Here is a 22,328-nt window from a genome sequence, read left to right as displayed (position 1 = left end):
GTTCACATCGAAGATGTCAGGAGTTCAAATCTCTTATCACCCACCATCTTACCCCTTGAAAACAATGAGATTTATCTAATCTCCGCACTGATATACAAAGTGTTCCTTGGTCGTGTGAACCTAGCGGTGCGCTTTGAGGTTCATAAAGTCCAGAACATTTACGGCGTCGGTCATGTGTTCCGGCAGGTAGCGACCGTAGGTCGAGAACGTGATTGCTGTGTTGCTGTGACCTAAAACTTGGCTCACTTTTTCCAACGGCACACCACTGGCCAGCATCGTTACCGCCGCCGTGTGCCGCAGATCGTGGATCCGAACATGCCCGATCTTCGACCTGGTCACCGCACCTTGAAACCCCTTGCGGATCGACTTGATCTGTCCGCCGGCATATTCGACGACATGTTCTGAGAGGGCGGCTCGATACGCCACATCCAGCGCAGCGCGGGTGCTTGGGTTCATCGGCACGACGGCGCGGCCTTTCCTGGTCTGGGAGCCTTCGAGCCTCAGATTGATGGTGCCCCGGTCAAAATCGACCCGGTCCCATGTGAGATCCAGGACAGCGCCAACCCTCCCTGCGGTGCCGAGAAGCAGGATGAGAGCGAGCCTGATGTGGGGTTCAATTGCACCATCGATCAATGCGCGGGCTTCACCAGCTGACAGGATGCGCTTGTCGGTCAGGGGTTTGGCAGGGCGCCATATCTTCGGCGCAGTTTCGATCATCCTGGTGTCGCAGGCGAATTTCAGAGCTGACCGAAGGTGGCCGAGTTCGGTGTGGATGGTGCCCTGGCTCTTGCCTGCTGCGCGGCGCAGCGCCTCGTACTCGATGCAGGTCTTTTTCACCACGTTGTCGGGGCGCAGATGTCCGAAGTGGGGCAGAATTGCTTTCCCGGTCCACTTCATCGTCTCAGCCGTGGGCTTGCCCTCGAGGTCTTCCCGGTAGGCTTCCCAAATTTGCGCAATGGTCGGGTTCTGTGGGCGGCTCGAGAATGTGGCCGCGCGATAGACCTCTATCGCCTCGGATTCTGCTTCCTTTCTGGTGCGTGCTTCAAGTTTACGACGCACTCGCTTTCCGTCCGGCCCCGTCCAGTAGACGCACAAGCCGCCGCGCAGTCTTCCAATGTTGACGTCTGGCATTCGAATTCCTCTACTTCTTTTTGTGGAATGCGGATCATGCGACCGATGCGGAATCCACGCAACTCGCCTCGTTTCACCAGTTGCCGGACGGTTTCGCCGGAGCAGCCCCAGCGTTTGGCGAGCTGGTCGGGAGTGAATGGCTTGGGTTGAATGTCAGGCATCTCTTTTCTCCCGTTTCAGTGTGAGTGGCGTCATGCTGCACCTCGCTCGACTCTCGCCCGTCCTGTGTCCGCCTCGGCGCCCCATTGGCGCGCGGCAGCGTTCATCATGCCTTCGAAGGAGCGACTGCGCAGGCGAGTGCGTTCCGGTCCCGGCGGCATGCGATGCACGCGGTTCCAGTGCTTCCATTCGGCGGAGAGCCGTTCGGGCTCCGGCAGTCGATTTGTCTCGCGCAGCGGTGACAGCCCGTCCAGATACCAGCCTGTTGCCTTGTAGGCCGGATCACCAAACTGGAACGGTTGTACGATGCTGGGTGCGGGTAGGTCTGCGGGCATGCGGTCGCGGGCGAGGTCATTCATTTCCGGGTTTTCAATGGCCCGGCAGGGGATGGGTGCTTGCCAGCAAGCGGTGAAGATGCTGACGCCCAGTTCAAACTCGGCTTTGAGATCCGCCCAGCTCCGCCCCTTCGGCAATTTCTTGGGGTGGGTCCATTTGCCCGGCCCGGACATCCAGCGGCGACCAGAGCGGCACAGACGCGTGCAGGGCGGGTGCATGACCGCTAGCAGATCCCAACCCTCATGTAGGATGCCGTCACGGACGTCGCAGATGATGTGTCGATTGGTCCGATCCTCGGCGGGTTCGATGTCGCAGGACCAGACGTCATGGCCGAGCGCCAGCAGAGCGCGACGCATGATGCCGCTGGTTTCGCAGGCGACCAGTGCTTTAGCCATTGAGGCCACCTTGCACCAAAGTCGGTGCGGGCGATTGGCCGTTGTGGGGGCAATCCGGACGGCCATCGCTAGCGCGGCGGGGCACGCGCGAGGAGGCGTTCTTGATCCAGCGGCTCAGGGCGCTTTGGCGGGATGTGCCGGTGCTTTGAATGCCCATCAGCTCGACCAGCCAGAGCGCCTCGTCATAGACCCATGCGTCTGACATCGGCGCAGTCATGCGCCCGCCAAGGCTCGCGAATTGCTCGGACCTCTGATGCATCGGTGTCGCTCTGAGGATCTCCGACGCGGCATAGAACGCGAGGGGGGTGATCTCGGTGGATGATGCGCGGGCGGTGGGCAACTTGGAGGATTGATCCGCCCGCGCCAGATCCGCACCGCAGGAGCGGTGCGAAACCTCGGGACAGTCGTCGGCGCGCAATCCTCGAACGCGCCGCGTGTGTTCTTTGGTCTCAGAGGGGCGGGGCCCTCGGGATGCGTCCGCCATGGATGCGGAAGCGTGAGAGATAGGGTTTGTCATTGCGGGTGCGTCTCGCCTTACGCCGCATGGGGGCCGTGTGGGGTGATCTGGCGATCTGCCATGACGCGGCGGACCTTCTGGCCGACACGGTCGAGAACCTGCTCGGTCGGCTCTGGCGTCGGCGCCGGGCGCTCAATCAGATGCGCAGCCCGCAGGCGCGCGGGGTCAAAGCCCTGGCCGCGTGCGGCCTTCAGTGTTGCCCATGCAGTTGTGAAGAGGTGCGGGCTGTCGAGGTGGTTCTCGGGCGAGCCTGCGATCTGCTGCGCGTCCCGCAGCACGGTTTCCAGTCTGTCTTGCATTCAATCCTCCATCGGTTGATGTAGGATAATATTCCTGGTGAGAATATGTCTGTCAAGAATAAATAGTCCTGTCAGGACTAAAGGGCATTGTAGGCAGCCGCCGGAGTGTGATCTCGGCACTGTGAACAGCGCGAGTTTGACAACGCAAATCGAAGACGAGGAGTCATGCCGCCCAGGTGGGAGGGCCGAGGTAGTACTATGAAAGAAGAGAAATTCAGGCTCGCGCTAGGTAGCATGACCCCAGATCAATTGAGCGAGTTTATTCAGGCTTTGTTTGATTCCGGTCTAATACCGATTGCGCCATGTCCAGCCAACCCTGTTGCCGATCCTCAGGAAGATCGCGAAACACCTCAATAAGTTTGAGCTCTGAGCTGTCCTGCTCTTCTGAGAACAGTTGGTAGAGCGGGACTTCAAGAGCCTGAGCGATGAGCTTCATGCTGCGTATGGTCGCACCATCCCAGCCTCTTTCAATCTTGGAAATAGTCGATTGCTCTAAACCTGCAGCCTTCGCGAGGGTGCTTTGGTTCCAGCCCTTCAGCTGTCGAAGTCTTTTGGTCGCACTCATGCTGTGAATATCCCACTAGAGCGTCGAGGAGGCAAAACACCCTCAGGAATAATTATTCTTGACGAGAATATTCCGCTCCGGAATATTGTCCGCATGATGAACCTCTCTGAATACCTAACTGAAGCCGGGGTTACCCAATCAGAGTTCGCCGCGAGGGTCGGTGTCACTCAAGGTGTGATTTCGAGACTTTCTAGTGGTCACTCTCTTCCTGGGCTGGCGTTGGCCGTTCGGATTGAGAATGCAACCAATGGCGCTGTGAAGGCTCAAAACTGGGTGCGAAACAGATTGCCCGATACGGATAAGGGCGCAGCCGCATGAGCCGCCCGCGTCTAACCCTGATCGTGAACAATGATCTGCCATGCGACCAGCCTGGCACGTCAGCTGACCAAGCGTCTTGGTCAAATCAGTTGGACCCTTATGCGCTGAAGGTCAGCGCGCCTGACCTTTGGTCGGCCTATTTCCACGCGCGGTTTCACAGCCCGCGCGAGGTGGCGCTGTTTTGCGACGTGTCGTTTCAGACCGCGCTCAACTGGTGGGGCGCGGTCACAGCGCCCGCCAGCCATACCGCTTTGCTGATGATCCTGACCGATCCCGGAGCGGCGGCGTTCTTCCAGGATCAATTGGTGAGGGCCGCATGATGGCGCAGACCATTTCACCCCGCATTGAGCGGATTGCGTTTCAGATCTGGTGGCTGATCGAGGACACCGCCGGGGAATGCACCCTGCGCGAAATGGCCAAATTCACCGGCGCCTCGATGCAGACCTGTTCTCAGGTGTGCCGGTATCGCGGCTGGAGCGGGCGCTATCGCAAGGTCGCGCGTAGCGATGCACCGGACAACGGCCCTCAGATGATCGAAGCACTGGATGACGAGCTTACCAGCCTTTTCGGGGTGGCGGCATGACCAGGAGTGCACCACCTCGACCCGCCGAGCTCGCGCCGATCTTCGAATGGATCGCGGAAATTTGCGTGCGCTTTCATCATGAATACCAAGCCGAACAAGGGGTCGGCGCTCATCTGTTGGCTACTATTTGCGCAGATCCAGATGACCCTGATGCAGGGACTCTACTTCCCCCAGAACAAAGCGCCAAATCTGCACTTGAAGCGGCGATTTTGACTGCGTCACTGCCTGCAGAAGTTTTCGACGTTCTCGCGGAGGCAGGCATTTGGACACGATTGGACGCAGGGCGCTCAGAGCAGTCTTGTATTCGTCATTCTGCGCTTGGAGAAGTTCCAGGTGCTGTTGAAGCGCTGCAATCTGTTCTTCGAGCATCAGTATCTCCTTTGAACAATATTGCTTGCGATCCCGAGGATCTACCGCAGGAGGTGTCATGATGATCCTTCGCGTCGACACAGCCCCGTGGGGTTTGAGCGCCCGGAGGCGGACGTCATGATGGAAGAGCGATCTATTCGTGTGGTCTCGACCGATGATCTGCCGGAATATCCGCTGAGGGCAGAGGACCGGCTCGACAGCCATTACTTCATGGCCTGGGAACGGCGGCGCTGGCTTAACTCCGATATGCGGCTCAAGGGCACGCCGGAATGTCGGGCGCTCTACTTCGATCTGATCAATATCTCATACGATCAGACGCCGGTCGGTACGGTGCCGCAGGATCTGGAGACGCTGGCCAAGTTGCTGCTGGTCGATCCCGGGCACTTTCGGGCGTTGTGCAAGCTGGACTATGGCCCGCTGCACAAATGGACACCCTGCATCTGCGAGGGCGGCGAGGTGCGTCTGATGCACCCGATGGTGTTGCGCACACTCACCGAGGCGCTGTCGCGGAAAGAGGACAACCGCGCCAAGCATGAGGCGGCCAACGCCGCCAAGCGCTTGCAGAGGCTGCGCTCTACCGTGGCGGGCTACCACGCGGAGCTCGCGAAGAATGACGCCGCCATTCGCTGGATGGATGAGTGGCTTGTCCAGGAGGGCTGCGAATACCGCAACGCCACCTGGATCGAACGCGCCATGCAGTCCTGGTCAACGCATATGTTCGACCTCGGCCAGGCGCGCTCCGGAACTCACCGAACATTGTCCTGACACTGTCCAAGACTGTCCGGCGGACAGTTCAAGACAGTCTCGGACAGTCTCAGACTGTCCTGCACGACAGGGATAGAGACAGAGACATAACAAAACAGAAGGACAGTCGCCGGACACTTTGACGTCGGTGGCTGTGGATAACTCGGATCAGCTGAGAAATGAGGTGCAGAAATGGATGCAAAGGAACAGGCCGCCGGTGAGGCGCGGGTAAGGCGGTTGCTGGTCGAACCATTGGTGCGGTTGGGGCTGGCCAAGCCGACCAAGCTGACGGTCGCGCAGTTTGAGGCGATGATCGCGGATCTGTGTAGCAAGCTTGCCTATATGAGCGATCTCAACTTGCAGGCGTTGGCGGAACAGGCCGCGAGTATGCCTGCCGGGAAAAATCAGGATCAGTTTCCCATCGCGGCGAAAATCCTGCAGTGGGCCGCTGCGATCCAGCCGCCACCGGATGATGCATCACCACTGTTTCGGGCCGTGTTCTCTGATGGCCTGGGGCAGTCCGCGCTCGCGGAAGGCTGGGCGCCGGAGCTTCTGGGGCATTTGCGCAAGTCCCGCATCTGGCCGCGCGAATATGATCTCAAGCAAATCCGCTCCCGGGCCGAAGATGCCCGCCGCCAGATCGTCCGCCAAGATGAACACGTTGCCCGCGGCGGAACGTTGACGGAAGCGGAATGGAATTTCCGGAAGGCGCGGCGGCAAGCGCAGGACAAGTGCCAACGGATTGCGGCTCTGGTCGCAGAGGTAGGTGAGCGTTGACGGTCGCAATTCGCAACAGTGCCCATGAAGCTGCGACCAAACGCGCTGTTTCGGTGCGTCAGCTTATCGAGTGGGCGTTCCAGCGTGAGAAAGTTGGCATAGACTTCGACGAGATCGAGCGCGAGACTGGAGCAAAGCCGGGTGTCGGTATGGAATACATACTAATGGAGCAGGCGCGGCTCGGCTGTCGGGTTCAGGGTGGTGGCACATCACCATCCCATCATGACGCTGATATTGTGGCTTCGACCCTGGCAGTCCTGCCCGAGAGTTGCGGTGGTCGGCGCATGGCGATCTGGATTGCAGAACTTGCGCGCGCTGGCCGGGTTCCTGAATGGCAGGCTGAACTGAGGGCAAGCCCCGTTGCCACCACGACCAATCGGCACGGAACGCGGGCGCGCACGTCAGATGCTGCGGAACTCGGGGCAATGGGCTGGCCGCATCAGGCCCGACGCAAGCGAAACGGGAGTATCGAGATGGAGCCGGTGCTCTACTGTCCAATCGATATTCGCCCAACTGCGCGAGAGATTGCAGCCATGCGGCGAAGGTATTTGCAATGGTGGTCGGCCTTGTTGGAAATCAAATCAGCGCTTCAAATCAGCCACTTAACCTCTCACGAGGTGACTAATACTATGCCTCCAAGCGCTCCATGGAAGAAAACCGCTTGACGAAATCCTAGCCCAATTGACATATTGCAGTCACCCAACGTGCGCCCGAAGCAGAGATCTTGCTTCGGGCGCGTTTCATTTGGGCTTTCAGAACATCGAGGGGCTTATCTCGTGGCGCGGTTGAAGATCTGCGCGGCGTCAGGTTGCGAGGAGTTCGCTTTGCCTGGGCTGTCGCATTGCGAACAACATGAGGCGGATCGTCAGGAAAAGCTGAAAGTACGGCGTGCGAAGGCACAGACCTCGGAGGCGGCGATTGCGGCGCGTGTTCTCTATGCCGATCCCAGGTGGAAGGCGGCGCGTATCGCTTACCTGCGGCAGCACCCGCTGTGCGTGGACTGCGGCGAATTAGGTGTGATCGAGGCCGCCACTGATGTTGATCACATCATCCCGCACAAGGGTGATCCGAAACTGTTCTGGGATCGCTCCAACTGGCAGGCCCTCTGCCACCGGTGCCACAGCCGCAAGACTGCGCGCGAGGTCTTCCACGGGTGACCGGGGGGTATCTGAAAATCGAGCGCGGTAACGCCGAAACCGGCGGGGATACCTTTGTTTTCGTGCGCGGGAAATTGAGGAAAAAAACCCACTTTGAAAGGGGGGGCACATGAAGGGGCGCAAGCCAAATCTTGAAAATGTCATTCCCATGAAGGGGGATATGCCGAAAGAAGTTCCGGCTGCACCGGATTGGATGGACGAAATCGCCCGCGATGTCTGGGATGAGCTGGTGCCGGAACTGGTCAAGAAAGAGCGGATGGAGCTGCTCTTCAAATACCAGTTTTCCAGCTACTGCGTGGCGGTGGCGAACTTCATCACCTCGACCAACACGGTGGCGATGGAAGGTCAGTTCTATGACACGGGCAAAGGGCGCAACGGCAACCAGAAACGGCACCACCCGGCGCTGAAACTTCAGGAAGCGTCGGCTGCCACGATGCGGCGGGATGCGGCATTGTTTGGCCTCTCTCCAGTTGATGAGGCACGCCTCGGCGCCGGATCGCAGGGCGATCTCTTCGATGAGGTCATGAAGCAGCTCAATGGAACCGATTGACCACCCGGTCTCGCGCTATGCTGTCCGGGTTGTAGAGGGGGACATCGTCGCCGGTGATATGGTCCGCATGGCGTGCGAGCGTCACCTTCTGGATCTGGAAACCGGCGCGGATCGCGGGCTGTACTTTGATTGCGAGGCCGCAAGCCGGATCATCCGCTGGGCCGGGATGCTGCAACACACCACCGGCCCGATGGGGGGCAAGCCCCTGGTTCTGGAGCCGTGGCAAGAGTTCCGGCACGGGTCGGTGTTCGGGTGGAAGCATCGGGACACCGGCTTGCGGCGGTTCCGGTCCACCTATCACCAGGTGGGTAAGAAGAACGGCAAGACCACCGACACAGGCGTGCCGATGCTGTTTACACAGCTCTTCGACGGTGAGGCCGCGCCGCAGGGGTACTGCGCGGCGACGACAAAAGATCAGGCAGGGCTGCTGTTCAAGGAAATGAAGCGCATGATCAAGCGCTCACCTTTCCTTGGCCAGTTTATGAAGGTCTGGCGCACGTCGATTGAAACGCCGCGCACGGATGGCTCTATCGCGTGTCTGAGCCGTGACGGCGACAGTTCGGACGGCATCAACCCGTCCTTCCTGGCGCGGGACGAAATGCACCGCTGGACGGATCGCGAGCTGGCCGACACCATCGTCGAGAGTATGATTGCGCGGGATCAGCCGATTGATTGGGTGATTACCACTGCGGGCCAAGATCGCAATTCGCTCTGCGGCGAGATCCGGGGGTATGCAGAGAGTGTCCTGCGCGGCAAGGTCACCGACGACAGCTTTTTCGGGTATGTGGCGGAGCCAGCCCCCGATTGCGACCCTTCTGATCCGGTGGCCTGGGCGATGGGAAACCCGAACCTGGGGGTGAGCAAGAAGGTCGAGGCAATGCAGTCCACGCTGCGATCCGCGCTGGCCATTGCGGGGAAGATGCCGAACTTTCGCCGCTTCCACCTGAACTTGTGGACCGAAGGGGCGCAGACCTGGATTGCACCGGATGTCTGGGACAAGGGTACGGCCTCGGCCCCGTTTGATCCGGCGATGCTCTACGGGCGCAAGGCCTGGGTCGGGCTGGATCTGTCCAACAAGGTGGATACCACCGCGATCGTGGTCGCGGTGCCCGTCGATGGGCTGATCTATCTCATCACCTACACCTTTTTGCCGGAGGGGCCGAAAGGGTTCATCCAGCGGGCGCAGACCGAAAAGCGGGAATACGTCGGCTGGCGCGATCAGGGCTGGCTGGAAGTCCACAAGGGCGGGACGATTGACGAAGACCAGATTGCGGATCGGTTGGAGTGGATCAGGAAGCACTTTGATCTCCAGGAGGTCGCCTATGACCCGTGGGGGATGAAGTACCTGGCCGACAAGCTGGACAAGCGGCGGTTCCCGATGGTCGAGCATCGCCAGGGGTATGCCTCGATGTCCAATCCGATGAAGCGGTTCGAGGAAAGAATTGCGCAGAACAAGATCCGCCACGGCGGCAATCCAGTTCTGGGCTGGCAGGTGGGCAACGTTCACCGCGACGAGGATGCCGCCGAGAACGTGAAGCCGAACAAGAAAAAGTCCACGGGGCGTATTGATGCGGCGGTGGCAGCGATCATGGCGCTGGGGCGCGCTGAGGTCGGGGAAGAGAAACGCAAAGCGCGCGAGGTCGAAGTGGTATGAAGTTTCTGGGGTTGGAGATCAGTCGCGCCGGGGCATCGGTGCCCGCGCAGGCGCGGGTTGAGCCGCCGGTGCTGGCGGCTGCCGCAGAGGCAGAGACCTCGGGCACTGCCACACCGCAACCGTGGATCACCGAAATCGGTTGGGGCGGTGGGCCGAAACTCTCTGCAAAACTGCCGCGCGTGACGCCGCAGAGGGGGGAGCAGCACGGCACAATTTTTGCCTGCTGCAACAATATCGCCGGGGATCTCTCAAAAGTGCCGTTGAAGCTGTGGCAGCGCCAGTCGGACGGGCAGGAGGTGCGGGTGCGCGAGCATCCGGCGAATTACCTCCTGAATGTCGAAGCCTCGCCCGGGGTGCCCGCAAAGATCATGCGATTTGCGCTGGTCTATGCCTGGGCCTTGCGCGGCAATGGCTATGCCTTTGGGCCACGTGACGGTGGTGGCGAGCTGGAGATGATCGAGCTGGTTGACCAGGACGGATGCACGCCACTGCGGGCGGGCCGTGACAGGTTTTATGATTTCACCGATGGGGCAGGTGATCTGCGCCGTGTTGCCAGCCGGTCTATGGTACACCTTCGCTATATGGCGCTGGATGGCTGGACGGGCAGATCGCCTTTGCAGGTGGCGGCAGAAACAGTCGGCCTTGCTTTTGCGGCGCAAGAGTCGGCTGTGCGTTCGGTTTCAGGTGCCCATGCCAAGGCATTCATGAAAATGGGCGATAGCTATGAAGATGATGAAGCGCGCAGGCGCAATGCGCGCCGCCTGAAAGAGCACCTGAGCAATCCCAACTCTGACGGCGTTCCGGTGCTGGGGCCGGATGATGACATCAAGAGCCTCGACCTGACCGCAGCCGATCAGGAGCTTCTGCAAAGCCGCAAGTTTGACCGCGAGCAGCTTGCCGCAATCTACCGCATGCCGCCCTCGAAGCTGCAAATGCTGGAATACGGCGTGAAGGCCAACGGTGAACAGCAGGCAATCGACTACCTGACCGACTGCCTGTTTCATTGGTCGGGGCTGGCGGAGCAGACCATGGCGATGGCTGTGCTGACCCGCCGCGAGCGCGAGGCCGAATTTTTCCTGCGCCATGATTTTGATGCGTTGCTGCAACCGACGATCAAGGAACGCAACGAAGCGCTGCACAAGGCGGTCGGTGGGCCAATCATGACGCCGGATGAGGCGCGCAAGAAAATCGGTCTGCCAAAGGTGGAGGGGGGCGACAAGCTGAACCCGGCCCCGAACATGACGCGCGACGACAGCGCTGGAAAAGCAGACAAGAAAGGGAAAGAGGAATGACGCAAACCACGATTGGCGCCTTGGTTGGCGGTGGGGATCTGGCCCTGCATGAGGCGGGGTTGCCGCTGTTGAACATGGATCTGCCGCGTGCGGATGCCCTGGATGCCTCCCTCGGGGCGGACGCGCTGGCCGATGCGGGCGTGTCGCTGGAGCGCGGACAGCGTTTTGCGGTGCATCAGCGCGTGGCCTATGTGCCGGTGCGCGGGGTGCTGACGCCAAATTCAGGGGTGTTGGAGCGCTTTCTGGGGTGGTCCACCTATCATGGTGTTGCCGAGACGTTGACGGCATTGGCTGTCAGCGATGAGGTGGAGGCGGTTGTGCTGTTCTTCGACACGCCGGGCGGCGCGGTCATGGGCATCCAGTCGGCGGTGGCGGCAATACAGGCCTGCGTCGCCGTGAAACCGGTGCATGGTTTGGTGCATACTCTGGCGGCCTCGGCGGGCTATTGGCTTGCCAGCCAGTGCAGCGATCTTAGCGCAAGCCCGGGCAGTTGGGTGGGATCGGTTGGCACGATGGTGACATCCTATCAGCCGGTGCAGCCCGGGGAGACCGGCAATCAGATTTATATCCTGACCTCGGAGCATGCCGGGGCCAAGCGCCCGGATCTGTCGAGCGAGGAAGGCAAGGCGATCTCGATGGTGCGGTTGAATGCGATGGAGGCGGAGTTTCTGGAAGCTGTTGCGCAGGGGCGCGGTCTTGCGGTTGCCGATGTTCCCAAGCGCATGAGCCGCACCGATGACGCCAAGATGGGCGGCGATGTGTTCTGGGATGGTGATGCGGTGGCGCGTGGTCTGGTGGATCAGATCGAAACCGTGTCCGCGTTCATGGCGCGCATTGCGGAGCTTTATGCACCAAAACGCCAAAGCCCATCGCGTGCCTATCACGCAAAGGCGGCGGCGGCGCGGGCGAAGGCCGCGCTCTAACCCTCTCAAGAAAAACTGATTTTGTTGATCCTGCGGGGTCAGCATTCCCCTCGCGCGGTTGCGTCGGGGCCAATTGGGCTGCGCGGATGCAGCCCTCCATGTGAAAAGGAGAACCAACATGGACATCAACGATCTGCGCCGCATGTTGCAGGCGGCGGCGGAAACCATGGATACCTGCGCGCAGGCCATTGAGGACGTCGAGGGTGCGGAGGGCAGCACCGATGAGGCGCTTGCAGAGGCGGTCGCGGCGTTCGAAGCGGCAGAGGCGGAGTTCAAGAAGATCCAGGCGCGTGTAAAACGTGCTGAGGCTGTTGAGGCGGCCAAAGCGGCAACGGCATCTTCCGAGCTTGAAACCAGCGCGATCACGCCGCCACAGGCCGCGCCTGCAACTCCGAAAGACCCGGAGTATGAGGGGATCGAGGTCGGCTTTATGGCGCATGCGCTTATCAACGCGCGCGGCGACCGGGATCGCGCAGCGGCGCGCCTGGAGCAGGAGGGGCACAGCGCGATTTCGGCGGCTTTGTCCGGTGCATCCGAAAGTGCCGGGGGTGTGACGTTGCCGCGCCCGCAGGCGCAGCAGGTGATCGCGCTTCTGCGCCCGCGTGTGACAGTGCGCGCTTCCGGTGCGCGTATCCACGACATGCCTGCGGGGGAGCTGCGCAATGCGCGTCAAGCCACGCCCGCCTCTGCCGCCTATGGCGCGGAGAATGCGGCGATGATCGAGAGCGAACCGACGTTCGATAAGGTCGAAGAAAAGTTCCGCAAGCTGACCTCGCTGGTTCCGGTGGGCAATTCGCTGCTGCGCCATTCCAGTGCCTCGATGGCCTTGATGGTTCGCGATGACATCATCAAGGGAATGGGTTTGCAGAACGATCTGGCGTTCCTGCGCTTTGATGGCACGGGCAACACGCCCAAGGGGCTGCGTCATTGGGCCTTGGCGGATCACTGGCAGGATGCGGTTGCGGGCACTGATCCTGCGGTTGTCGAGGCTGCGATCCGCCGGATCAAGAGCAAGGTCGAGGATGCAAATGTCGCGATGGTCTCGCCGGGGTGGATCATGCGCGCGTCGGCGAAGAACTTCCTTGCCAGCCTCCGCTGGGCCAACGGCTTTGAAGTGTTCCCGTCCATCGATGCCAGCAACACGCTACATGGCTATCCGATCCGCACCACGTCGCAGATCCCGGACAACCTGGGCGCGGGTGGTGATGAGACCGAAATCTACTTCGCGGATTTTGCGGAGATCATGATCGGCGACGCCATGCAGATCACTTTCGGCACCAGCACCGAGGCCGCTTATGTGAACCAATCCGGCGATGTCGTGTCAGCGTTCCAGGACGATCTGACCCTGATGCGGGCAATTGCGGAGCACGACATGGCACCTGCGCATGATGAGGCCATTGCCGGTTTCAATGGTGTGGGCTGGTCGCTCTGATCTCCGTTTTGATCTTCTGACCTCGGCGGAGCGCGCCGGGGTTGTTTCCCCTTACAGACAAGGATCTCTGAAATGAGCAAAACCATCGTGAAATTTCTGAAAACCCATGGCCGTTACGTCAAAGGCGACGTGGCTGGTTTTGACCCTGAGACAATCGCCGCTTGGCCGAAAGGCGTTTGCAAGCCCTATGACCCGGATGAAAAGCTGGAAATCGCCAGCGTGCAGATCGACACCTCCGAAGCTCAGAAGCTGATCGACGACGTGCGGGCAGAGTTTGAGCAGAAGGCCGCCGCTCTGGACAGCAAAAGTGCCGAGCTGGATGCGCGTGAAGAGGCGGTTGCAGCCCGTGAACAGGCGCAGGCCGAACCTGCCGCGACCGAAGACAACTCCAAGGGTGCATCGAATGATGCGGCCAAGACGTCCGCAGGCACGCCCCCGAAACAGGGCGCAAAGGCGTAAGGAGCGCGGGCAATGCGGGTGATCGAAGAGGGTGAGATACCGGCGGGCGTGGCATTGGCGGATTTCAAGCGGTCGGTGCATATCGCCGCTGAGGATCTGGATGATGACGGCGCGCTTGGTCTGGTTCTGGAAGCGGCAGAAGCCACCGTTGCCACCGCCACCGGTCGCCCGCTTACGCCGCGCGCGGTTGAGTTCATCGCGACTCGTGGTGCCTGGCGGCGGTGGTGGTTTCCGGTTTTGCCGGTCACGGAACTGACGGGCCTTGCCATAAGCGATGGCGCGGGGGGATGGATCGACCAGCCTCTTGAGGGGGCATGGGTCCAGGAGGCTTATGACGAGCCGCAGCTTGTGATTGGTGCAGATTGGCCAGGGCGTGCGGTGGCCGGGGATCTCTTGCGGGTGCAGGCGACGGTCGGCGGCGCGGATGCCGCCACCCGCGCGCGTTTGCGGCAGGCGATCTTCCTCCTGGCAAAGGAATGGTTTGAGGCTGGTATCGCGGTGGATGGCGAGCAGCCGCCGCAGTTGTCATTTGGTGTGCGGCTCCTGATGAAACAGGGGCGCTATCGGCGTCCGTGCGAGGTGGAATAATGGGCAGGCGTCTTGATCGCCGGGTCACGATCCTGGAGCGGGTTTCGGAAAAAACCGCCACCGGCAACATGCGCACAACGGGCACGGCGGAACTGCTGACCGTGTCTGCGAGCTATGAGCCGCTGTCCGATGGTGAACGCTGGCGCGCTGGTGCGGTGGAGCAGAAGGCGGAGGCGCGGTTTGTGCTGCGGTATTCGGCACGTGCTGCAGCGGTGATTGGAGATAACATTCTGCGCTTTGAGGGCGCGGATTGGGAAATCACCGGCACCAAGGAAATCGGCCGGCGAAAGTGGATCGAGGTGACCGCCTGGAAGATCCGGGAGGGCACCTGATGGCCGTAAAGATGAAGATCGAGGGCGCGGGCGACATTGAACGGGCGCTGGCTGAACTGCCACGCGGTACCGCCAAGGGCGTCATGCGCCGGTCGATGAAAAAAAGCCTCAAGCCCGTGGTGCAGGCCGCGCAGGGCGTGTCTCCCTTCACCATCGCCGTCACGTCGAAGCTGACCGCGCGGCAGCGGCGAGAGGCGCGTGGGGATCGCGGGCGGAGCAAGGTCGTGCTCTATGTGGGGCCGGTGCAGCCAGACGGCGAGGATGCGCCGCATGCGCATCTTTATGAGTTTGGCACCGGACCTCGGGTGCAAGCCTCGACCGGGCGGGCGACCGGGGCCATGCCCGCGCGACCGTTCCTGCGGCCTGCCTGGGATATGGCGCAGCCCATCATGCTGGCGACCTTGCGGCGTGAGGTCTGGGCCGAGATTGAAAAGGCCGTGGAGCGGGCGCGGCGCAAGGCGGCACGCTCATGAGCATGGAAGAAGATCTCTATGCGGTGCTTGAGCCACTGGCGGCGGGCGTTGTCTGGGGTGGGTTTGGCGATGCAGCGGGGTATCCACGGATCACGCTTCAACGCATTTCCAATCTGACAGACTATTCCCTGAAATCCCGGGCGGATGTGGAAACCGCCCGGGTGCAGGTGAATGTCTATTCCAAGGATGCGGATGAGGTTCTGACGCTTGCACCGCTGATTTCCCAGACGCTCACCGACTATCGGGGCGGATCAGTGATCCGCATCAAAGAACTCTCCCGGCGGGACTCTTTTGAGGAGACCGGCGGCGATGTGATCCGGCTGCAAATGCTGGATGTGCAGGTGCGCTACCGCGCCTGATCTGGCCGGGAGACCGGCAATTTCCAAACATGATGAAAGGACAGGCCATGGCAGAGAATGTCATTGCAGGCGATCTGGTGGACATCGAATGGTCCGCCGATGACACCGATGAGAATTATGCAGTCATCAAGGGCTGCAAGACCGTGGGCATTCCGGAGGAAAGCCCAGAATACCGCGACCGGACCTCGCTCGACAGCCCCGGGCGCACCCGCGAATACGGCGTCGGCCTCACCGAGGTCAGCGAGCTGACGCTGTCCTGCTTTTACTCGACAGAGCTTTATGAGCAGGCGCTGGCCTTCAAGACCTCGGGGGTGCCGGTGTTCTTCCGGGTGAAGCTGCCGAAGATCGGCGACCAGGCCACCAGCGGCGACGTCTTCAAATACAAGGCTTTCGTCAATCCCTCGATGCCCTCCGTCGATCAGGACGGCGATCTGATGATGGATCTCAAACTGCGGCCCACGGGCCTCATCACCTGGACCAAAGGAGCGTAACCCATGATCCCGGCAGCAACTCTGAACGTGGGGGAGACCACCCACAAACTGCGCCTGACCACCGGCGCGCTGATGCGGTTTGAAGAGGACAACGATGGCCAGCCCTTTGACGGGCTCCTGGACAAGCTGATCCAGGGCAGTGGCGGAATCCGGCTTCTGGTCTCGGCGTTGGCGGCGGGTCTGGGGGATGGCAAGGGCATTCCCAAGGAAGAGGCGATGGACGTCATCGATGCGGCGGGCGGCGCGCGCCAGGTGGTGCCCTTTGTTGCCGAGGCCATTGCCAAGGCCTTCCCGGCACCAGAGGCCAAGGCGGCCAAGGGGGACGGGGCCAAGGATGACGGGGAGGCGACAGCGGGAAAGGCCAGCCCCCCGGCGGGGGCGTAGACTGGGCGGCGCTGTTTGCGGCGTGGTGTGAGCTGGGCGCGCATCACGCCGATTTCCACGATCTTACCTTGCGCGAATATGACCTGATTACCCGGTCCAAAATCCGGGCGCGCGAGGCGCGGGTCCAGGCGCGGCGCGTGCTGAACCAGGAGCTGGGCGTCCTGGTCAGCCATGCCTTCCACAACCCCAAAAAGATGCCCGATTTTACCCGGACTGCGGGCCAGGCGGGCCGCAGCAAGGCCGATGCGACGCAGGATCTCGAACAGCTGCGCGCAAGCCTGATGGCCATGCACTTCAACAGCAAACAGGGGGCCTAGATGTCCGCAGTTATTGGCGCGCTGCGCGGCGTGCTTTCAATGGATTCCGCGGCCTTTGAGACCGGGGCCAAACGCGCCAAGGCCACCATGGGCACGGTGGAGCGCCGGATGGAACGGATGGCGGGGGGGATGGAGCGGGCCGGGCGGCGGATGGCGCTCGGCCTCACCGTTCCGATGGCAACGGCAGCCAGCATTGCGGTGCGCTCCAGCCTGCGGGTGGTGGATGCGCAGGCCAAGATGGCGCAATCGCTGGAGACCACCGTGGCCTCGATGCAGGTGCTGGAGCGGGCGGCGGATCTGTCCGGCGTGTCCATGGGGGAGGTGCAGCAGGCCACGATCCAGTTGACCAAACGACTGAGCCAGGCGGCGGGCGGCACGGGTGCTGCGGCCAAGGCACTGGACCGGCTGCATCTGAGCGCGGGCGCCTTGCAGGCGCTGCCGCTCGATCAGCGGCTGGAGCAGATCCAGGGCGCGTTGGCGGAGTATGTGCCGGAGGCGGAGCGCGCGGCGGTGGCCTCGGATCTCTTTGGCAGCCGGGCGGGTCTGATTTTCACCCGGATCGACGGGGCGGCGCTGCGCACGGCGGCGCAGGATGTGAACCGCTTTGGCGTGGCGGTGTCGGAGGTCGATGCGGATCAGATCGAGCTGACCAATGACGCGCTGTCGCGGATGAGCCTTGCCGGTCGGGGCCTCGCCAACCAGGTGACGGTGGCGCTGGCCCCGGCGCTGCAGGGGCTGAGTGACCGGGTGGCAGATGTGGCGGGCTGGTTCAACGATCTCTCCGATGGCACCAAGCGCTTCATTGCCACCGGCGCGTTGATCGCGGGCACCGTCGGCCCGGCGGCGCTGGCGCTGGGGCTGGTTCTGAAGGTCTCGGCGCCGCTGGTGGTGGCGCTGGGGGGCGTGGTCTCGACGGTGGCGCTGGCACCCTTGCGCTTTGCGGCGGCGGCCAAATCGGCGATTGCGCTGGAAATGGCGCTGGGGGCCACCTCGACCAAGGCGGCGGTGACCAGTCTCGCCATGAAAGGCCTGCAGCGGGGGCTGGTGCTTCTGCGCGGGGCGGTGATTGCCACCGGCATCGGCGCGCTGGTGGTGGGGGCTGGCTATCTGGCGATGAAGTTCCACCAGTTGGTGGTGGCCACCGGCGGCTGGGGCGCGGCGCTGCAGGCGCTGGGGGATCTGGCCAAAGGGATCTGGGAGGGGATCAGGACCAGTGCCGCGGCTATCGGGCCGTCGCTTCAGGCGGTCTGGGCCTCTGTCAAAGCCGGGTTTGTGACGATGATCTCCGGGGTGCAGGACACCTGGGCCGGGTTCCTGCATACAATGACACAGGGCGCACGGGCGGCGGGGCAGGACGGTCTGGCCCGGTCTCTTCACGGCTATGCGGTCGAGGCCGCAAGTGCGGTGCACAGCCTGAACCTCAAGGTGGAGGAGCATCAGGCGGCGGCCGAGGCGGCAAAACAGAAGGCCGAGAAACTCGCCAAACAGGGGTGGGGCAAGGCCACAGAAGCCTTGAAGACCCTCACCTTGCAAATGGGTTCGGCCAATGCCGAACTGGATGCGGGGGACGACAGCACCGACGCGCTGAAGACCAGGCTGGATCAGCTCGGCGACACGCTGGACGACGGCAGCGGCGGCGGCGTTGCGGGCGATCTGTCCAAGACCACCGAGGCGGCGGGGGATCTTGGCGCGGAACTGGACGGGCCGCTGTCCTCGGCAGTGGACGGTGTGGCGCGCTCCTTTGGCGATTGGATTGCCGATGGCCTGCAGGACTTCCGCTCGATGTGGGACGGGATCAAACAGGCGGCCAAACGCGGGTTGGCGGAGCTGGCGGCAAGCTTTGCCAAGAACCAGATCCGCATTGCCCTGGGGCTGTCGCTCGGGGGTGCTGGCACCGCAGCCCATGCGGCGGGCGGGCTGCTCTCGGGTGGCGGCGGTGGCGGTGGGCTGCTGTCCGGTATTCTGGGGCAGGGGGCAAGCGGCCTTCTGGGCGGCACCAGCCTTGTTGCCGGGCTGGGCGGTGGCTTCCAGGCGGCTTTGGGGCTCGGGGGCTATACCAGCGCGGGGCTGTTCAGCGTTGGGGCCAATGCGGCCCTTGCCTCGGCCGCAACAGGGGCCAGCGCGCTTGTCTCGACCATTGGCGCGGCCCTGCCTGTTGTGGGGCTTCTGGCGGGCGGCGTCGCCCTCCTGTCCAAGGCCTTCAGCCGCAAGTTCGAATATTCGGCGCTGGAGGGCACCATCGGGGCCGATGGTTTTGACGGCTACACCCGGGATTTTTACAAGGGCGGGTGGTTGCGCAGCGACAAGAACGTCTATGGCGCGGTGGATGCGGGGCTGGATGCGGCACTGGATCAGCAGGTTGCCGGGTTGACCTCAGGCCTTCTGTCGATGTCGGAAGCGCTGGGGCTGGGCTCTGACGCGCTGGCGGAGTTCGAGGGCTATACGCTGTCGGTGATGACCTCGGGGCGCACGCAGGAGCAGATCCAGCAGGACATCGCCGATCACATGGCGGCGGCCTCCAACCAGATGGCGGATCTGATCCTCGGCACCGATGACTTCACCCGCGCCGGGGAAAGCGCCTCGGACACGCTGGCGCGGCTTTCGGGCAGCCTGGTGGCGGTGAATGACGCCATGGATCTTTTGGGCGGCACCGCCTTTGACGTGTCGCTGGCGGGCGGTGATCTGGCCTCTGACCTGCTGGCGGCCTTTGGCGGCTCGGAGGCCTTCTCGGTGGCGATCTCGCGCTATTTTGACGGCTTCTACACCGAGGCGGAGCGCAGCGAGACCGTCCTGCGGCGGCTGGAAGAGGAATTTGAGGAACTGGGGCTTGCCATGCCCGCCTCGCGCGCCGCCTTCCGCGAGTTGGTCGAAAGCCTCGATCTCAGCACCGAGGGCGGGCAGACCCTCTATGCGGAACTGCTGCGGCTGGCCGGGGCGATGGATGAGGTGCTACCGCAGGTGGGCGCCTTCACGGCGGAGCTGGCCGGGCTGGCGCAGGAAATCGGCGGCGAGATCGGCGTCCAGATCGATGCGGCCCAGGATATGGTCAGCGCCGCACGAGAGGCGGCGGCGGACTGGCGGCGCAGCTCCGAGGATCTGCGCGGCTTTGTCTCCGACCTGCTGACCACCGAATTGAGCGCGGCCAGCGATGCCCAGACCACCACGGCGCAGAAGGCGCGCCTGGATGCGGCCTTTGCCGGGGTGCAGGCGGGCGATGCATCGGCGGCGGCGGCGCTGCCGGATCTCGCCCGCAGCTACCTGCGCAGCGCCCGCGACATGGCGGCATCGGATCTGGATTACCGCCGGATTGCCGCCGAGGTGCAGGCGCGTCTCACCTATGCGGCGGGGATCGCAGATCTGGAAGCGGGCAATGATGAGGTGCTGGCGGGGCTCTATGAGCAGCAGATCGAGGTTCTGACCGCGCTTGGCACCTTCCTGCAGTTTGAGGGGCTGACGGCGGATGAGGTCGCCAATCTGAGCGAGGGCGTGCAGGCGCTGGCAGAGGATTGGGATGGCACGGTGGCCTCCTTCGAGGCGTCGCTGTCGGCGCTGGAAAGCGCTATCGAGAGTGCCGAGGCCTTCAGCTATGACGATCTGGTCGGTGCGCTGGATGTGGCGGTGACGCTGGATGACAGCGCCCCGGGCTGGCTGCGCGCGCTGGTGGAACAGGCCGACACCGGCATTCGCACCACGCTCGATTTTATCATTCGCCGCGATGACCTGACACCGGCGGATCGCTGGATTGCCACCCATGCGCTCTCGCAGCATGTGGCAACGCTGGACCTGGTGCTGGGCGCGGATCTGGATGCGCAGAGCCGCAGGCTGGCGCTGACCACGGCGGCGGATCTGCGCCGCCGGGTGATGCTGGATCTGACCCGGGATCTCGACCCGGAGACCCGGTCGCTGGTGCTGACCCGCTCGGCCAATCTGTCGCGCCGGGTGACTGTGGCCCTGACCGGGGCGGGGGCCGACACGGTGGCGCGGCTGAGCGAGATTGCCGGGCTGATCGGCGATGGCGGCGGCAGCGGTCGGCTGACCTTTGGCGGCGGCGTGGTGCTGGAGGCCGATGATGTCTTTGCCGATCTGGCGACACAGACCGAACGGCTGCAGGACCCGCTGGACCGGCTGCGCGGCATGCTGGGCGAGTTGCGCGATGCGGTGGAGGCGGATCGGTTGGCGCGCGCGGCGCAGACCCAGATCGCGGCGTTGCAGGCGCAGGGACAGACCGTGGCCAGTAGCCTTGCGGATCGCAGCGAGGCGGCGGGGATCGTCAGCCAGATCGAGGCGCTGGAGCGCCGGACCGGCGTGAGCCTGACACGTTCCGGCGGACGCGATGCGGAGCTGCGGCTCTCAGAGGTCTCCGGGCGGATCATCTATGACGCGGATTATGTCACCTATGGGGGCGGGGCGGATCTGGCGGGCTTCCGCGCCGCCTTCCGGGGTGCTGATGGGCTGGAGGCGCAGATCCGCGCCTACAACCAGCGCTACACCGTCAACGAGGATCAGATCGAGACCCTGCGGGCGCAGATCCGCGATCTTGGCGGCATTCCCGCCTTTGCCCGGGGTGGCGCGCATAAGGGCGGCGCGCGCATCGTTGGCGAGCGCGGCTGGGAGATCGAGCACACCGGCCCCGCGCGCATTCACAGCCACGCGGAATCGGTGGCGATGCTCGACAACCGCCCGCTGGCGCGGGGGATCGAGGATCTGACCCGCCATGTGGTGGCGCAGGGGCAGGCGTTGCAGCTGATCGTGGACCGGATCGCCAACCAGATCGACGATTGGGACGAGATCGGCCTGCCGGGGGAGCGGAGCTGATGGACTTCAATATCATTGCACCGATGCCCGTGAGTGAGGTGGAGCTGATCGCCTCGAACATTCCGGAGGATGATCATCCGGATTGGGACAGCGCCGCCACCTATGACCAGGGCGTGCGGGTGATCTCCACCCTGTCGCACCGGATCTATGAAAGCCTGGTGGACAACAACCAGGGCCATGATCCGCTGGGGGATGACGGCAGCCATTGGCTAGAGATCAGCGCCACCAACCGCTGGCGGGCCTTCGACCAGCGCCGTTCCAACACTGCAAAACAGGCGGATCGCATCACCTATTCGGTGGTGCCGACGCAGGATTGCGATGCGATTGCGCTCTTTGGTCTGACCGCGGGCACGGTGCGGATCGAGGTCTGGGACGGGGCGGCGCGCATCTATGACCAGAGTTTTGCCATGGCCGACACCGGCCATGTGGTCAGCGCCTATACCTGGTTCTTCGGCGGCGTGGTCTACGCCCGCCAGAAGGTGCTGAATGGCTTTCCCGGCTATATCGGCCACCGCATCGACATCACCATCGATGCCACCGGCGCCATGGCCGAGGTGGGCCATATCGTCATGGGGCGCAACAATCTGCTGGGGCGGGTGCGCAACCGGCCCACGGTCCAGTTCGTCAGCCACAGCCGCAAGGGCTATGACGACTTTGGCAATGAGATCCTGGTCAAGCGCGGCTCCACCCGCAAGGTCGACCTGTCGCTTCTGGTGCCGACGCATCAGGCGCAGCGGGTGATGGACATCGTGGCCGAGGTCGATGGTCTGGCGACGGCGTTTTACGTCTCCGGCGATGCCCCGTCCTTTGGGATCGAGGGCCTGGGCTTTGTCGATGACCACAGCCAGCCCATCGATGTGGCCGGCGAGTCCGTCTTCCCCCTGATTTTGAAAACCTTAAAATAGGAGA

Annotated in this window: 29 protein-coding genes; 22 read left to right on the top strand and 7 right to left on the bottom strand. The window is 62.8% G+C overall.

The window, feature by feature from the left end:
• Positions 1 to 120: 120 nt before the first annotated feature.
• From MHM88_RS22420 to MHM88_RS22400, 6 genes are all read right to left on the bottom strand, one after another.
• On the bottom strand, positions 121 to 1,095 hold the full coding sequence (locus MHM88_RS22420; RefSeq protein WP_370687538.1) for a tyrosine-type recombinase/integrase: 975 nt from the start codon (positions 1,093 to 1,095) through the stop codon (positions 121 to 123).
• Positions 1,005 to 1,292, bottom strand: coding sequence for a helix-turn-helix domain-containing protein (locus MHM88_RS23255; protein WP_370687537.1), 288 nt, complete (start codon positions 1,290 to 1,292; stop codon positions 1,005 to 1,007). The genes MHM88_RS22420 and MHM88_RS23255 overlap by 91 nt, the downstream gene beginning before the upstream one ends.
• A gap of 30 nt (positions 1,293 to 1,322) precedes the next feature.
• Positions 1,323 to 2,030, bottom strand: coding sequence for a hypothetical protein (locus tag MHM88_RS22415; RefSeq protein WP_370687536.1), 708 nt, complete (start codon positions 2,028 to 2,030; stop codon positions 1,323 to 1,325).
• Positions 2,014 to 2,439, bottom strand: a complete 426-nt coding sequence (locus MHM88_RS22410) for a hypothetical protein (protein WP_239369169.1) — start codon at positions 2,437 to 2,439, stop codon at positions 2,014 to 2,016. The genes MHM88_RS22415 and MHM88_RS22410 overlap by 17 nt, the downstream gene beginning before the upstream one ends.
• A gap of 116 nt (positions 2,440 to 2,555) precedes the next feature.
• Positions 2,556 to 2,837 carry a hypothetical protein gene (locus MHM88_RS22405; RefSeq protein WP_239369167.1) on the bottom strand — a complete coding sequence of 94 codons (282 nt, stop codon included), beginning with the start codon at positions 2,835 to 2,837 and terminating at the stop codon, positions 2,556 to 2,558.
• Between the two features lie 259 nt (positions 2,838 to 3,096).
• On the bottom strand, positions 3,097 to 3,402 hold the full coding sequence (locus tag MHM88_RS22400; protein ID WP_239321366.1) for a helix-turn-helix domain-containing protein: 306 nt from the start codon (positions 3,400 to 3,402) through the stop codon (positions 3,097 to 3,099).
• Positions 3,403 to 3,495: 93 nt separating this feature from the next.
• Between MHM88_RS22400 and MHM88_RS23250 the strand changes: the two genes are divergently transcribed.
• From MHM88_RS23250 to MHM88_RS22390, 3 genes are read left to right on the top strand one after another with little or no spacing between them, the layout of a single operon-like run.
• Positions 3,496 to 3,720, top strand: coding sequence for a helix-turn-helix domain-containing protein (locus tag MHM88_RS23250; RefSeq protein WP_370687535.1), 225 nt, complete (start codon positions 3,496 to 3,498; stop codon positions 3,718 to 3,720).
• On the top strand, positions 3,717 to 4,040 hold the full coding sequence (locus tag MHM88_RS22395) for a hypothetical protein (protein ID WP_239369165.1): 324 nt from the start codon (positions 3,717 to 3,719) through the stop codon (positions 4,038 to 4,040). The genes MHM88_RS23250 and MHM88_RS22395 overlap by 4 nt, the downstream gene beginning before the upstream one ends.
• Positions 4,037 to 4,303: a hypothetical protein gene (locus MHM88_RS22390; RefSeq protein WP_239369163.1), complete on the top strand. Its 267-nt coding sequence runs from the start codon at positions 4,037 to 4,039 to the stop codon at positions 4,301 to 4,303. The genes MHM88_RS22395 and MHM88_RS22390 overlap by 4 nt, the downstream gene beginning before the upstream one ends.
• 123 nt (positions 4,304 to 4,426) lie before the next feature.
• Here the strand turns inward: MHM88_RS22390 and MHM88_RS22385 are convergent, their stop codons facing one another.
• Positions 4,427 to 4,672 carry a hypothetical protein gene (locus MHM88_RS22385; protein WP_239369161.1) on the bottom strand — a complete coding sequence of 82 codons (246 nt, stop codon included), beginning with the start codon at positions 4,670 to 4,672 and terminating at the stop codon, positions 4,427 to 4,429.
• Positions 4,673 to 4,789: 117 nt separating this feature from the next.
• Here MHM88_RS22385 and MHM88_RS22380 point away from each other — a divergent pair, with 117 nt between their 5' ends.
• From MHM88_RS22380 to MHM88_RS22290, 19 genes are all read left to right on the top strand, one after another.
• The gene (locus tag MHM88_RS22380; protein WP_239369159.1) at positions 4,790 to 5,437 is read left to right on the top strand and encodes a hypothetical protein; all 648 of its coding nucleotides are present in this window, start codon (positions 4,790 to 4,792) and stop codon (positions 5,435 to 5,437) included.
• A 171-nt stretch (positions 5,438 to 5,608) separates the two neighbouring features.
• The gene (locus MHM88_RS22375; RefSeq protein WP_239369157.1) at positions 5,609 to 6,193 is read left to right on the top strand and encodes a hypothetical protein; all 585 of its coding nucleotides are present in this window, start codon (positions 5,609 to 5,611) and stop codon (positions 6,191 to 6,193) included.
• Positions 6,190 to 6,858: a hypothetical protein gene (locus tag MHM88_RS22370; protein WP_239369155.1), complete on the top strand. Its 669-nt coding sequence runs from the start codon at positions 6,190 to 6,192 to the stop codon at positions 6,856 to 6,858. The genes MHM88_RS22375 and MHM88_RS22370 overlap by 4 nt, the downstream gene beginning before the upstream one ends.
• Before the next feature lie 159 nt (positions 6,859 to 7,017).
• Positions 7,018 to 7,350 (top strand): HNH endonuclease, encoded by a 333-nt coding sequence (locus tag MHM88_RS22365; protein WP_239369153.1) that lies wholly within the window; start codon positions 7,018 to 7,020, stop codon positions 7,348 to 7,350.
• Positions 7,351 to 7,510: 160 nt separating this feature from the next.
• Entirely contained in the window at positions 7,511 to 7,900 is a 390-nt protein-coding gene (locus MHM88_RS22360; RefSeq protein WP_239369151.1) for a phage terminase small subunit P27 family, read from the top strand.
• Positions 7,887 to 9,554 (top strand): terminase large subunit, encoded by a 1,668-nt coding sequence (locus tag MHM88_RS22355; RefSeq protein ID WP_239369149.1) that lies wholly within the window; start codon positions 7,887 to 7,889, stop codon positions 9,552 to 9,554. The genes MHM88_RS22360 and MHM88_RS22355 overlap by 14 nt, the downstream gene beginning before the upstream one ends.
• The gene (locus tag MHM88_RS22350; protein ID WP_239369147.1) at positions 9,551 to 10,846 is read left to right on the top strand and encodes a phage portal protein; all 1,296 of its coding nucleotides are present in this window, start codon (positions 9,551 to 9,553) and stop codon (positions 10,844 to 10,846) included. Before MHM88_RS22355 ends, MHM88_RS22350 begins: the two co-directional genes overlap by 4 nt.
• Positions 10,843 to 11,769 (top strand): S49 family peptidase, encoded by a 927-nt coding sequence (locus tag MHM88_RS22345; RefSeq protein ID WP_239369145.1) that lies wholly within the window; start codon positions 10,843 to 10,845, stop codon positions 11,767 to 11,769. Before MHM88_RS22350 ends, MHM88_RS22345 begins: the two co-directional genes overlap by 4 nt.
• Before the next feature lie 118 nt (positions 11,770 to 11,887).
• Complete coding sequence (locus MHM88_RS22340; protein ID WP_239369143.1) at positions 11,888 to 13,201, top strand: phage major capsid protein; 1,314 nt, start codon at positions 11,888 to 11,890, stop codon at positions 13,199 to 13,201.
• A gap of 72 nt (positions 13,202 to 13,273) precedes the next feature.
• On the top strand, positions 13,274 to 13,660 hold the full coding sequence (locus MHM88_RS22335) for a hypothetical protein (protein ID WP_239369141.1): 387 nt from the start codon (positions 13,274 to 13,276) through the stop codon (positions 13,658 to 13,660).
• A gap of 12 nt (positions 13,661 to 13,672) precedes the next feature.
• Entirely contained in the window at positions 13,673 to 14,248 is a 576-nt protein-coding gene (locus tag MHM88_RS22330; protein WP_239369139.1) for a hypothetical protein, read from the top strand.
• Complete coding sequence (locus MHM88_RS22325) at positions 14,248 to 14,580, top strand: head-tail adaptor protein (protein ID WP_239369137.1); 333 nt, start codon at positions 14,248 to 14,250, stop codon at positions 14,578 to 14,580. The genes MHM88_RS22330 and MHM88_RS22325 overlap by 1 nt, the downstream gene beginning before the upstream one ends.
• Positions 14,580 to 15,053 (top strand): hypothetical protein, encoded by a 474-nt coding sequence (locus MHM88_RS22320; protein ID WP_239369135.1) that lies wholly within the window; start codon positions 14,580 to 14,582, stop codon positions 15,051 to 15,053. The genes MHM88_RS22325 and MHM88_RS22320 overlap by 1 nt, the downstream gene beginning before the upstream one ends.
• On the top strand, positions 15,050 to 15,412 hold the full coding sequence (locus MHM88_RS22315; RefSeq protein WP_239369133.1) for a DUF3168 domain-containing protein: 363 nt from the start codon (positions 15,050 to 15,052) through the stop codon (positions 15,410 to 15,412). The genes MHM88_RS22320 and MHM88_RS22315 overlap by 4 nt, the downstream gene beginning before the upstream one ends.
• 47 nt (positions 15,413 to 15,459) lie before the next feature.
• Entirely contained in the window at positions 15,460 to 15,903 is a 444-nt protein-coding gene (locus MHM88_RS22310; RefSeq protein WP_239369131.1) for a hypothetical protein, read from the top strand.
• Positions 15,904 to 15,906: 3 nt separating this feature from the next.
• Complete coding sequence (locus MHM88_RS22305; protein ID WP_239369129.1) at positions 15,907 to 16,287, top strand: GTA-gp10 family protein; 381 nt, start codon at positions 15,907 to 15,909, stop codon at positions 16,285 to 16,287.
• A gap of 68 nt (positions 16,288 to 16,355) precedes the next feature.
• Positions 16,356 to 16,604: a hypothetical protein gene (locus MHM88_RS22300; protein ID WP_239369127.1), complete on the top strand. Its 249-nt coding sequence runs from the start codon at positions 16,356 to 16,358 to the stop codon at positions 16,602 to 16,604.
• Positions 16,605 to 21,419 carry a hypothetical protein gene (locus MHM88_RS22295; RefSeq protein ID WP_239369125.1) on the top strand — a complete coding sequence of 1,605 codons (4,815 nt, stop codon included), beginning with the start codon at positions 16,605 to 16,607 and terminating at the stop codon, positions 21,417 to 21,419.
• Positions 21,419 to 22,324 (top strand): hypothetical protein, encoded by a 906-nt coding sequence (locus MHM88_RS22290; RefSeq protein ID WP_239369123.1) that lies wholly within the window; start codon positions 21,419 to 21,421, stop codon positions 22,322 to 22,324. Before MHM88_RS22295 ends, MHM88_RS22290 begins: the two co-directional genes overlap by 1 nt.
• Positions 22,325 to 22,328 lie beyond the last annotated feature (4 nt).

The sequence above is a fragment of the Epibacterium sp. MM17-32 genome (assembly GCF_022348205.1).
Lineage (GTDB): Bacteria > Pseudomonadota > Alphaproteobacteria > Rhodobacterales > Rhodobacteraceae > Epibacterium.
This window is presented reverse-complemented; position numbering and strand designations above follow the sequence as displayed.